Origin of the sequence: Streptomyces sp. NPDC048603 (assembly GCF_043199475.1) — a bacterium.
Classification (GTDB): domain Bacteria; phylum Actinomycetota; class Actinomycetes; order Streptomycetales; family Streptomycetaceae; genus Streptomyces.
Genome location: NZ_JBICVY010000002.1, coordinates 411802 through 424272 on the forward strand (window position 1 = coordinate 411802; position 12471 = coordinate 424272).

General features: G+C 72.7%; 8 protein-coding genes. 5 read left to right on the forward strand and 3 right to left on the reverse strand.

The features are described from left to right. Positions 1–24: 24 nt before the first annotated feature. Positions 25–615 (reverse strand): dihydrofolate reductase family protein, encoded by a 591-nt coding sequence (locus ACGFQ9_RS05560; protein WP_393571456.1) that lies wholly within the window; start codon positions 613–615, stop codon positions 25–27. Positions 616–705: 90 nt separating this feature from the next. On the opposite strand from ACGFQ9_RS05560, the gene ACGFQ9_RS05565 reads away from it, so the two are divergent. The 3 genes from ACGFQ9_RS05565 (at position 706) to ACGFQ9_RS05575 (ending at position 4772) form a co-directional block, all read left to right on the forward strand. After that, positions 706–1740: an enoyl-CoA hydratase/isomerase family protein gene (locus ACGFQ9_RS05565; protein ID WP_393571874.1), complete on the forward strand. Its 1035-nt coding sequence runs from the start codon at positions 706–708 to the stop codon at positions 1738–1740. Between the two features lie 76 nt (positions 1741–1816). Beyond that, complete coding sequence (locus ACGFQ9_RS05570; RefSeq protein WP_393571458.1) at positions 1817–3703, forward strand: protein kinase; 1887 nt, start codon at positions 1817–1819, stop codon at positions 3701–3703. Positions 3704–3917: 214 nt separating this feature from the next. Then, positions 3918–4772 (forward strand): iron-sulfur protein, encoded by an 855-nt coding sequence (locus tag ACGFQ9_RS05575; RefSeq protein WP_393571460.1) that lies wholly within the window; start codon positions 3918–3920, stop codon positions 4770–4772. Between the two features lie 13 nt (positions 4773–4785). Here ACGFQ9_RS05575 and ACGFQ9_RS05580 read toward each other — a convergent pair whose 3' ends face one another. Then, the gene (locus tag ACGFQ9_RS05580) at positions 4786–5715 is read right to left on the reverse strand and encodes an SDR family oxidoreductase (RefSeq protein WP_393571462.1); all 930 of its coding nucleotides are present in this window, start codon (positions 5713–5715) and stop codon (positions 4786–4788) included. 200 nt (positions 5716–5915) lie between these two features. Between ACGFQ9_RS05580 and ACGFQ9_RS05585 the strand changes: the two genes are divergently transcribed. Further along, positions 5916–10235, forward strand: coding sequence for an AAA family ATPase (locus ACGFQ9_RS05585; protein ID WP_393571464.1), 4320 nt, complete (start codon positions 5916–5918; stop codon positions 10233–10235). A gap of 4 nt (positions 10236–10239) precedes the next feature. Continuing rightward, positions 10240–11094, forward strand: a complete 855-nt coding sequence (locus tag ACGFQ9_RS05590; protein WP_393571466.1) for a serine peptidase — start codon at positions 10240–10242, stop codon at positions 11092–11094. Between the two features lie 94 nt (positions 11095–11188). Here the strand turns inward: ACGFQ9_RS05590 and ACGFQ9_RS05595 are convergent, their stop codons facing one another. Then, positions 11189–12445 carry an MFS transporter gene (locus tag ACGFQ9_RS05595; RefSeq protein WP_393571468.1) on the reverse strand — a complete coding sequence of 419 codons (1257 nt, stop codon included), beginning with the start codon at positions 12443–12445 and terminating at the stop codon, positions 11189–11191. Positions 12446–12471 lie beyond the last annotated feature (26 nt).

A 12471-nucleotide genomic window follows, 5' to 3' on the forward strand; every position in this document is an offset into this window, starting at 1 on the left:
CGGATCGGAGCGGGCCCGGCGTGATCAGGAAGAGCCAGCCCGGTCCCGCGGGGTGAGGTAGCGGAGCAGGACCACGCCGTTGCCGAACGTGTGACTGCCCGCCGGGAGCAGGTTGGTGCGGATACCCGTCCGCGGGAAGAGCGGCCTGCCGTCGCCCAGCACCACCGGGTGGACGTACAGCCGGAACTCGTCGATCAGGCCGTGCCGCATGAACGTGGCCGCCAGGTCGGCGCCGCCGAGCCCGAGGTCCCCGCCGGGTGCGGCCTTGAGCGCTTCGATCTCGGCCGGGTCCACGTGCCGGACCACCGTGGTGTTCCACTCCCGGTGCGCTCCCGGGTCCCAGGTCCGGGAGAACACGTATTTCGGCATGGACCGCCAGATCTCCGCGAACTCCGCCTCCGGCGCGCTCGCGTCCGGGTTCTCGTCGGCGGTCGGCCAGTACTGCTCCATCAGCTCGTGGGTGACCCGGCCGGAGAGGAAGGCGGCCATCCGGGCGGCCTGCTCGTTGAAGTGGGTGTGCAGCTCTTCGTCGACCAGATGCCAGTCGAGCTCGCGTCCGGGTCCTTCGAAGTACCCGTCGAGGGAGACCGACACCGGCAGGATGATCCGTCCCATGGAGGATGAGGATAGGACCGGGCCGCCCCTCCGCGCGGGAGGCGGGCGGCGAACGAGGCGAAACGACGGGAGCGCACGGGAGTGGACGGGATGACGGTGGCCGGGGACGACGGCGTACTCATCGGGCGGGAGGGCCGGACCGGGCGGATCGTCCTCGACCGGCCGGCCGCCCTGAACGCGCTCACCCACCCCATGGTGCTGCGGATGACGGAGGCGCTGGACGCCTGGGAGCACGACCCGGAGGTCACTCAGGTGCTCGTCACCGGGGCCGGGGAACGGGGGCTGTGCGCGGGCGGCGACGTCCGCGCCTTCCACCGGGACGCCCTCACCGGAGGCACCGGGTCGGTGGACTTCTGGCGGGACGAGTACCGGCTCAACGCGCGGATCGCGCACTACCCCAAGCCGTACGTCGTCCTGATGGACGGCATCGTGATGGGCGGCGGAGTGGGGGTGTCGGCCCACGGGAACGTCCGGATCGTCACCGAGCGGTCCCGCGTGGCCATGCCCGAGACCGGCATCGGCTTCGTCCCCGACGTCGGCGGCACCTGGCTGCTGGGCCGGGCCCCCGGCGAGCTCGGCACCCACATGGCCCTCACCGGGGCCGCGGTGGGCGCCGCCGACGCGCTGCTGTGCGGGCTCGCCGACCACTTCGTACCGGCGGCGCGGCTGCCGGAGCTGGTCGCCGCGCTGAGCCGTGGCGCGGCCGCCGAGGTGCTGCCCGAGTACGCCGGGCCCGCCCCGGCGGGGGAACTGGGCGCCGCCCGCGAGTGGATCGACCCCTGCTACGCCGCCGACACCGTCGAGGAGATCGTGGAGCGGCTGCTCGCCCACGGAGCGCCCGCCGCCAAGGAGGCGGCCGAGGCGATCCTGGCGAAGTCCCCCACCGCCCTGAAGATCACCCTGGCCGCGCTGCGGCGCGCCCGCTCGCTCGGTTCGCTGGAGGAGGCGCTGGAGCAGGAGTTCACGGTGTCCTGCGCGGCCCTGCGGAGGCTCCCGGACCTGGTGGAGGGGATCCGCGCCCAGGTGATCGACAAGGACCGCGCCCCGCGCTGGTCCCCGGCCACCCTCCCGGAGGTCGACGAGGCCGAGGTGGTGTCGTACTTCACCCCGCCCGAGAGCCGCTGAAGGGGCGTCAGGCCGCCTCCTGACGGCCCCGGCCCGTCCCGCATAATGTCGGGGCCGCGGAAACAGGAGGCGTGGGGTGCGGGTACGGGAACGGATCGAAGACCGGTACGAGCTGGAGGAACTGCTCGGCCGTGGGGGCTTCGGGGAGGTCTGGCGGGCCTGGGACGACCGGGTCGGCCGGTGGGTCGCCGTCAAGATCGGATACCCGGGGACAGCCGATGACGTCCGCCGGCTGGAGCGGGAGGCGAACCTGGCCGGGAACCTCTCGCACCCGAACATCGCCACCGTCCACGACGTGGGCCGCGGCCTGCGGGAGGGCCAGGACATGGTCTTCCTGGTCATGGAGCTGGTCCAGGGAGACACCCTCGCCACGGTCCTGAAGGCCGGCCTCCCCGAGGTCGCGGACGTCCTGGAGTGGGCCGTGCACATCGCCGACGCGCTCGGCGCCGCACACCGGGCGGGCATCGTGCACCGGGACGTCAAACCCGCCAACGTGATGGTCACCGGGAGCGGGGTCGTGAAGGTCCTCGACTTCGGCATCGCCAAGGCGCAGGGCGGACCGGCGCCGGCCCTCACGAACCTGACGGCCACCGGCATGATCATCGGCTCGTTCCCCTACATGGCCCCGGAGCGCTGGACCGGCGGCGCGGACGGGGTGCCGGTGGACGGGCGGGCCGACCTCTACGCCCTGGGCTGCGTCCTGGCCGAACTGCTCACCGGACGGCTGCCGTTCACCGGCGGCGAGCTGCACGAGCTGCTGGCCCAGCACCTCCAGGTCCCGCCGCCCGTCCCCAGCGGCCTGCGTCCCGGGATTCCCGCCGCGCTCGACCGGCTGGTCCTGGACCTGCTCGCCAAGGACCCCCGGCAGCGTCCCGCCGACGCGGCGGAGGTCGTCCGCCGCCTGAGGGAGATCGCGCACGGGCAGGCCGGCGCCCCGGCCGGGGCCGCTGCCGGCTTCCCGCCCGTGACCGTCGTGGACGCTCCCGGAGCGATCCCGCCGCCCCCCTCCCACCCGCCGACGGTTCACGAGGCCGCACCCGCCGTGCCCGGTGCCACCGCGCCCGCCCCTTGGGCCAACCCGGCCGACGACCCGATCCGCCACTTGCTGGACCGGCGTCTCGAGCAGCTCGTGGCGAACCCTCCGGCCGATTACGGCGACCGGCTGCGCATGCTCGTGCAGGACTTCACCGAGGAGCTCGGCCCCGAGGACTGGCTGACCGTGGAGGCCACGTACCTGTGGGCGCGGGAAGTCCACCGCGAGGCACCGGTCGAGCTGGAACGGATCCTGCCACGCATGATGCGCGTCTTCGGAGTGGACAACCGGGACACCATCTACGCACGTGCCGTGTGCGTCGGCGAGGCGGCGGCATACGGCTCCGGCGACGGCCTCCACCACGAGCGCGAGCTCCTTGAGATCATCGAGCAGGCGACCCGGGTGCTCGGCGCCTCCGACACCGTCACCCTGCTGGCTCGCTACTACCTGGCCTGTGCCTCGTACCGGGGTTCCGGCGTCCTGGACGAGGTGTGGGCGCGGCGCACCCCCGAGGAAGCGGCCCGGCAGTACGCACTGCTGGCCCCGCTCGTGCCGGAGCTGATGCTGTCGGCCGACGACCACGCGTCGTACGACGTACGCCGGCGGGTGGTCCACAACGCCTGGCTGACAGGTGATTTCCACACGGCCGCCGCCTTGTACCGTCAGCTCTACCCGGACCTGGACGAGTTGGCCCTGCGGGGCGACGAGGAGGTGGCGTACCGGGTGGCCCGCAGCATCGGCGAGGCGGGTGACCCGGAGCGGGCCCTGGCCATGGTCCAGCCGCTGCTGCACCGGCTGGACACTGTCTACGGCGCCGGCCACTGGCTGACCCGGGAGGTGAAGGACACCCGCACGCGCCTGAAGCGGCTGCTCCGGGAGGAGCGGCGGGCCTCCGGAACGGGCCGGTCCTGGGGGTTCGGCCTGCGCTGACCGGGGCCCGCACCGGGCGTCCACCGCTGCCCGCCGGAGGGTCCGGCGGCCCCGGGCGCACGGGGTCTCCCCCGGCCGTGGGCCGTATGGGTGATCGTGTATCGACTCCTCGATCCATAACCGGTAAGGTAAGGCTTACCTTTGACGGGTTGGCGTGTCCGGACCGGGCGCGGCGCGGGACGGGAGTCGTTGTGGTGCAGCACGAGGAGAGCCGATGACCACGGCCACCACCGGGGTCGTGACGGCAGTCGCCGAACCGGCCGCGTCCGACCTCCTCGCCCGCGGGTACCTGAGCCTCATCGCCCTCTGCGAAGACCTGGGCGCGCGGATCGCACAGCCGGACTCGCCCGAATGGGCCGACGCGGTGGCCCCCGCGGACGGACCCGCGGAGCTCGACGCGTTCGTCGGGGCCGAGGCCGCCCGCATCCGCGAGGCCACCGGCCACGAGCCGCGCGGCGACGCCGCCGCCTCGCGGGCGCTGAACCGGCACCTCTGGGGCGTCAGCCTGCTGATGAGCGGCATGTGGTACCTGGAGCGGCGCGTGCCCCGCATCCGGCCCCGAGAGATCCGCTGCGACCGGGAGACGAACAGCCTTCAGGTCCTCCCCGGTTCGGTCTTCGCCTGCCTGCCGGACGACCCCGCCGCCGGACTCCGCGGCGCCCGGGTGGTGGCCGACGAGGAAGCCCTGCGCGCCGAGCTGCGGGCCGCCGTCGCCGACCACGCCCGCCCCCTGCTGGCGGCCATCGGCCCCCGCACCCGGCGCGGCCCCCGCGCCTCGTGGGGGATGGCGGCCGACTGCCTCATCTCCGGGATCTGGTACCTGGGCCGGACGCTGGGCCAGGAGGAGCACGCCGTACGGGCGGCCGGCGAACTGCTCCCGGAGGCCATCGCGCCGTTCCCCGGCGGTGCCGGCTTCCGCCTCCTGACGGGCAGTGGGGGCAAGGAGTACCGGACCCGCACCCGGCTCGGCTGCTGCATGTACTACACCCTCCCCGAAGCCCGTGCCTGCCAGGCCTGCCCCCGCACCTGCGACACCGAACGCCTGCGGCGGCTGGAGGAAGAGGGCTGACCCGGACCCCGGCTCAGCGGTAGCCGGTGGTGTCGGCCGGGTGGCCCGGGTCCTGGACCTCCACCAGGTAGCGCCAGGCGTCCGGGCGGCTGCCGTCGAGGTCGGTGAAGCCGTACTCTCGGGCCAGCTGCCCGCTCGACAGGGACTGCCCGTTCCAGCGCGCCACGTGCGGGTCCGCCGCCAGGGCCGCCACCGCCCGGCCGACGTACGACGGGGTCTCCGAGATCGCGAAGTGCGGGACCCGCTCGCAGGCCTCGCGCCAGTTCTCCTCCGCCACGCCGAAGGCCTCCAGCATCATCTCCGAGCGCAGCCAGCCCGGGGTCAGGGCCACCGCCGTCGCACCGCGCGGCCCCAGCTCGTGCCCGAGCGCGAAGGCCATCCGCAGTACCGACGACTTGGCGAGGTCGTAGAAGAACGACACCCGGTAGTTGGCCCGGTTGTACTCGTCCGTCCCGTCCGTCATCTCCACCACCAGACCGCCGCCGCCCGGCGTGCGCAGCAGCAGCGGCAGCGCGATGTGGTTCGTGACCGCATGGGTCTCCACCGCCAGCCGGAGCAGCCGCAGCCCGTTGTCCAGGTCGTGCTCCCACACCGGGGCGTCCCACTCGAACAGCCGCTCTCCGCCCCAGACGTCGTTCACCAGCACGTCCAGCCGGCCCTGCTCGGCGTCGATCCGCCCGACCAGCGCCTCGACCTGGTCCCGCTCCAGGTGGTCGCACACCACCGGGATCCCCTGACCGCCCGCCGCCGTCACCAGGTCCGCGGTCTCCTCCACCGTCTCCGGACGGTCGTACTCCGACCGCCGGCCGGCGGTGCTGCGCCCCGACACGTACACCGTCGCACCCGCCGCGCCCAGCTGTACGGCGATGCCCCGGCCCGCGCCGCGGGTGCCGCCGGCGACGAGGGCCACCCGGCCCTTCAGGCTTCCCGGCGCCGCAGGCATTCCGGACGGTCCGTTTGCCTCGGGCGGTCCTGCCGGTTCGGGCGACATGTCACGAGCCTACGCCCGCACAGGCCCGCCATGCCGCAACCCGCGCTCTTCTACACTCGGGCCAGGCGAGTCAGGGGAGGGGAGGGGCTTTGGTCACAGCGCTCATCGTGGGGATGGGCAGTTTCGAAGCCGGACGGGTGACTGCAGGTGATGTGCCGGGACCTGCACCGCTCCATCCGCTGGCCTTCATACCGGAGGCGGCCGCAGGTGTCGCCGCAGCGCTCGGCAACCACCCCGGCATCACCCTTCACGGCGAAGGACCGTGGATCGACCTGTCGTACACCGCGTTGGAACAGTCGTGGCGTGATGCCTTCGAGGCTTCCGCGCGTGCCGGCTCGGGACTGATCGTGCACTTCCTCGGGCACGGAGTCCCCGGGGCGACCGACAACGAGCTGTACCTCGCCGCCCGTGACACCCGGCTTCGCGAGCTGGCGTTCACAGCCGTCGACGTGGACCGGTGGCTGAAGCAGGTGGAGAACACCGAGAGCGGGCCACCGGTACTCCTTCTGCTCGACGTCTGCGGAGCGGGCAGGGCCGCGCTGCAGCAATGGTTGCACCGCCTGTCCGTGGATCGGCGCCGGGCTTGGGTGATCGCCGCCTGTGCCGACGACGAGAAGGCGTACGGGGCACGTTTCTCGCGGGCCACCGGCACCGTCCTGGCCCGCCTCAAGGCGGGCTGGCTCGATCTGTCGCCCGGTGTGAGCCATGTGCCGGTGGAGACGTTCGCGCGTGAGATCGACAGGGAGTTGGCGCGTCTCCTGCAGGCCGAGGACCGGGCCCCGCAGCGGGTGCTGCGCACGGCCCACCCAGAGGCCGACGGACCTGTGCCGCCGTTCCTGCAGAACCCGGCCTTCCGCGAAACGGCAGGCGGCCGCTACCGGCAACAGGTGGAGAACGGACTGTGGCAGTTCGCGTCCGCAGTCGATCCAGGGCTCGATGTCGTCCACTTCGTCTCCCGCGCCTCGGGCACCCCGCACCAGCAGAACATCACCCGCCGCTGCTTTTTCACCGGTCGCCGGCACCAACTGGCCGCACTGAAAGCCTGGCTGGAGAACGAAAGAGCGCCCGCACTGTGCGTGGTGACCGGAAGTCCGGGCTCGGGGAAGTCGGCATTGCTCGGCGTCCTCACCTGCCTGGCACACGATCAGTTGCGCGAAGTGTCCGGGTCGATCCGCTCCGTCGTGCCGAGCGAGCTACGCGTTGAGCCACATCCCAGGTTCGCCGCTGTGCACGCAAGGCAGCGCGACCCGGCAGCCGTGCTCGCCTCCATCGGCCGCCAGTTCGGGTACGACGACGTACCGCACCGCGGCTGGACCACCGATGTGCTCCTGGAGCGCCTGCGCCAGCACGGATCTACCCGGCAGCCCGCGGTCGTCGTCATCGACGCCCTCGACGAGGCGTCCCTCGACAAGGAGCTACTGCGTACGGTTCTGCTGCCCCTGGCCCGTGCGCCCAGGAACGCGCACGGTGCCCCGCTCTGCAAAGTCGTCATCGGTGTACGCCCCTGGTGGGACAGGTTTCCCGAACTCCAGCCACACGCCGGCCCCGTGTTCTCCATCAACCTCGACGACGCACCTGCCGAGGAGCGCGAGCGGGAACTGGGCGACTACCTCTCGGACCTTCTGGAAGAGGTGCCCTCGTACAGCGGCCCGGGTACGTCCGCGGCGCGCGGAGAACTGGCCCGTGCGGTCGCCCGACGGCTCGCCGCAGCGCAGCACAAGGGCGGATTCCTGCTGGCCTCGCTCTTCGCGCACTATCTCGCCGAGCATGACACGCCGCTCACAGCGGCCGAGGCGGTCCGGCGCGTTCCGGACGATCTGCCCGGCATGCTCGACCTGCATCTCGGCGTGCTGACCCGCGAGCGGCCGTCCATCCGCGCGGTCCTGTCCGCCGTCGCCCACGGCCTCGGTCAGGGCATGCCCCTGGAGATCATCCAGACAGTGGCCGCTGTCCTCACCGCACCGCCGGGCACCCCACCGGACATCGAAGAGGTCCGGGACGCCATCCAGGCGGCCTCGTTCTATGTGCGTACGGCCACGGACACCGACGGGCGCCGCCTGTACCGGTTCTTCCACCAGAGCCTGACCGACCACCTGGCCCGGGCCGATGACGCGGACCGCCGTCGCCTCTACGAAGCCCTGCGCTGCTCGGTGCCGGGCCGCGACGAGCGCGGCGAACCGGCGTGGGACCTGGCCCTTCCCTACGTACTGCGGCATGCCGCGCAACATGCCGTCGACGCCGGGAAGTTCGACGATCTCCTCAGATCGCCGGCGTTCCTGGTCCACGGCGATCCCACCGCTCTGCGGGCGCAATTGGGCAACGCGAGATCCCTTCGGGCTCGGCAGGTCGCCGAGCTCGCCGCCTCGGCGCTCGCCCCGCAGGACGATCCGTGGGTGCGCTGGGAATGGCTGCGCACCAACGCCGTGGCCTGGCGGGAGGAGTGGCTGGTCCAGGGACTGGACGGGCTGCGCACTCCGGAGAACAGACCGCGCGACGTGCTCACGCTCCAATGGGGCTCTCAGACGCGTGAACTGGACACGGGTGACTTGCGATTCCCCGGGCAGACGGTCTTCGCCGGGCCGGAGGCGGGGCTCGTCGCCGTTGTCGCGTATCCGGGGGGCGCGATCCAGATCCGGGACGCCGGAACCGACGGGGTGCTGGTCACTCTGGAGTCGTCCGACGGCGACATCACCGCACTCGCGTCGAGCGCGCTGGACGACACCGTGTCGGTGGCGATCGGCACGGGATCGGGTCACCTGGAGTTGTGGCACATGGGAGGCGACCGGCCGGCCTGGACGGTCGAATTGCAGTACGAGGTGACCGGTATCGCGATCGGCACCCTGCGCGGCGCATGGGTGGTGGCCGCGTGTACGGCTGCGGACGTCTCGGTGTACTCGGTCGACGGCACCCACCTGTGGACGGCCGACCTCCAGGACACCTGGTTCGGAGACCTGGAGGCGCGCGGGCTGCTCGGCTCCTTCGGCGACGGGGACCCCGCCGGCGACTTCGACGCGTTCGACGACACGGATCCGTTCGACGATCCCGACGTGGGCGAACCGGCGCTGGAGTGCACGTGCATCGCCCTCGCCGAATTCGACGGCACACCCGCGGTGATCGTGGGCACCTCGGCCGGCACCGTCGAACTCTGGGACGCCGATGGCGGCGGCCATCGCACCCGCGCCGTCCACGCGTCGCGCATCCACAGCGTCACACCGAGCCGGACGGGCAGTACGCGCCACATCGTGACCTGCGCGGACGACGGAGTACGGACACTGAACCCGGATGACGGCCGTGTCGAGGACCTGCCCGACTCCGGCGGCATGGCACAGGCGGTGACCCTGCTCGACATCAACGGGGAAGAGCACACGGCCATCGGACGCCTCGGCCGCGTCGAGATCCGCACGCCGAGGGGCACGACCTCGCACGCACCGGCCTGCCCGGACGGAGTGAGCCTCCGCGCCCTGGCCGCGGACGGCCCGCGCCTCTACGCCGTCGCGGAGACCCGACAGCATCAAGCGGCCGTGCTCACCTGGATCGCCCCCGACCGGCAGCTGTCCACGTGGCAGGGGCACGACGATGACATCCTGTCCGTCGCCCTCGTCGGCCACCGGGGCCGGCAGCTGGCCCTGAGCCTGAGCGACGACGGGACACTGCACACCTGGGACACCCAGGACGGCCTGTGCGTGCACTCCGGGCGCCACCCCCATGCCGTCTCCGCCACGGCGGGTCTGCTGGACGGCGAACCGGTCGCCGTCCTGAGCGAGATGCACGGCTTCGGGCGCCTCATCGGCCTGACGGACGGCCGCACGCGCCGCACGTGGTGCTGGCCGTCCGAGCTCCGGAGTCTGCGCTGGATCCGCTACCGGGGCAGGGACACCCTGTGCGGATTCGACGCGTCCGGCCTCGTCCTCGCCGATGCCGCCGCGCCTGAATCCCTGTACCGCATCCCGGACAGCGAAGCCGTCGAATACGCGGTGGGTGACGTCGGTGACTTCAGCCTGGTTGCGCTCGCGCGCTGGCACGGCGGCCTGGCCGTTCACGACGGCCGCCGCACAAGGGACATGACGGTCCGTCAGGATCAGTTCGAGGAGGGAGAACCGGCGGCACCCGAAGCACTCGCGTTCGGCCTGCACGACCGCAGACCCATCGTCGTCGCGGCCCTTGACGATGGCCGCATCACCGGGCACGACGTCGTCGGCGGGCGTGAGGTGTTCTCGTTCCGCACCGGCGTGGAAGAGCCCGTACCGGCGCTCCACACGGTGGCCCGGGGCTCGTCGTTCCACCTGGTGAGTGCCTCGTACGAGGGAGCGATCCGCGTGTGGTCACCCTTCGGCGGCTCGGAACTGCTGGGTTCGGTTCAGGTCGCCGGACAATTCCGGGCGCTGGCGGTGTCGGACGCCGGAGTGCTCGCCGCGTACGGGAGCCGCATCACGTACTTTGGGTGGACCACCGGCCAGCAGGCGGAAGGATGATGCCGTGACGCGACACGACGTGGTGATGGTGCACGGCGTACGGAACTGGATGCCCGGCGTGTTTCCTGCCGAGGCCGCAGCCGCACTCGCCGACGACTGGTCGGAGCAGCTCGCCGCAGGCTACATGGCAGCCGGGATCGGCCATGTGCCGCCACCGCACGTGCACGCCGCGTACTACGCCGACCTGCTGAACGACGCGGATGCCCAGGGCGCGTGGGACGACGAGGTCGAGGCTCTCGGACCGGGTGAGCAGGAGCTCCTGACGGCCTGGTTCAGGGCGGCGGGCCTGCCGCCGGAACCGGATGACGGCCAGGCCCCGGGCACGATGCCGGTTCGCCAGGCACTCTCGTGGCTTGCGAGTCGGCACGGCCTGCCGAGCAGGGTGGTGGCGCGGATCGCCGTCGCGCTGATGCCCGAGGTGTACACGTACCTGACTTCGCCGCAGCGGCGCAAGGCGGCGCGTGAGGTCGTCGCCGACGCGGTACGTGCATCGGGTGCCAGGGTCGTCGTCGCCCACTCGCTCGGCTCGATCGTCGCCTACGAGGCCCTGCACGCCCACGCGTTGCCCGGCGTCGAACTGCTCGTGACCCTCGGCTCACCGCTCGGCCTGCCGGGTGGTGTCTTCGACGCACTGGAACCTGCGCCGACCGGCGGCCGGGGCAGCAGACCCCCAGGTCTGGCGCGCTGGGTGAACATCGCCGATCCGGGTGATCTGGTCGCCGTCCCCCGCCGTCTCGGTGACCGCTTTCCGGTGGACAGCCACCACGAGGCACACATCGCTGCCGTCGACTTCCACACCATGGGCAAGTACTTGGGTTGCGGGCTGACGGCGACCGCGCTGGCGCCCTACCTTTCCTGAGGGGTGCCGTCGTCCGTGGATCGTCTCCCGCCTTCCGGTCCTGCGCACCGGCAAACGTCCGGACGTCTTCGAGACGTCGTGCACGGCCGAGAGCCTACTCCGGTGCGAGGCCCCGGCCCGGGGCTCGTACGGGCGCCAGGACACAGAGCGCCACCAGTACGGCGGCCAGTCCCGCGGCCGCCGCGGACAGCGCCGCGTACGGTCCCCACAGCGTCCACGCGGCCCCGAACAGCAGGGAACCGCCGAACCGGGCCAGCGCCTGGACCGTCTGCAGCACGGCCAGGCCGGTGCTCCGCAGCCGCTCGGGCAGCAGGGGTCCGGCCGCAGCCATCAGCACGCCGTCGGTGGCCGCGTAGAACATGCCGAGCAGCGCCAACACGCCCAAGGCGAGCGGGAGTCCGGCCGGGACCGGGGCCAGCACCAGCAGGCACGCGCCGAGCAGCAGCGCGTGCCCGCCGAGGAACACCCGCCGCCGTCCGAGCCGGTCGGCGAGCCGCCCCGCGGGCAGGGCGCACAGCAGGAACCCGGCCGCCGTGCCCACCGGAAGCAGCGGGAACCAGGCGGCCGGCAGGTCCAGCCGGCGCTGGAGCAGCAGGTACAGGAAGGAGTCGCTGACCGTGACCAGCCCGAGCAGTGCGGCGGCCAGGCAGAGCCGCCACAGGCCCGGGATCCGGGCCAGGGTCCGCAGCGGGGGGAGCGGGGCGCGGGCGGCGGCGCGCGCGGGCGCCTCCCGCACGAACAGGGCCAGCACCACCACGCCGAGGACGGCGAAGCAGAAGCTGACCGTGAACACCGCGTCGTAGGCGTCCACCGCCACCCACAGCACGCCGAACGCGGCCAGCGGGCCCAGCAGGGCACCCGCCGTGTCCATCGCCCGGTGCACGCCGAAGGCCCGGCCCTGTTCACCGGGCGGCGCGGACAGCGAGATCAGCGCGTCGCGCGGGGCGGTGCGCAGACCCTTGCCCGTGCGGTCGGCGGCCAGCACCGCCGCCACCGCCCAGGGGGTGGTGACGGCGAGCAGGCCCGCCTTGCAGACGGCGGACAGGGCGTAGCCGGTCCCGGCGACCACCTTGCGCCGCCGGGTACGGTCCGCGACGTGCCCGCCGGCCAGCCGGAACAGTGCGGTGGCGCCCTGGTGGAGCCCGTCCAGGGCGCCGAACGCGAGCGGAGACATGCCGAGTCCGGCCATCAGGTAGAGCGGCAGGACGGCGGTGACCATCTCCGCCGAGATGTCCGTGACCAGGCTGACCAGGCCGAGCACGAGCACGGTGCCGGGCACCGCCCCGCGCCGTGTGGTCCGTACGGGGATGCCCCGGGCGGAATCCGCCGCCCGGCCTGCGGACAGGTACACGGAGGTCTCCCTCGGACGAAGGTGGT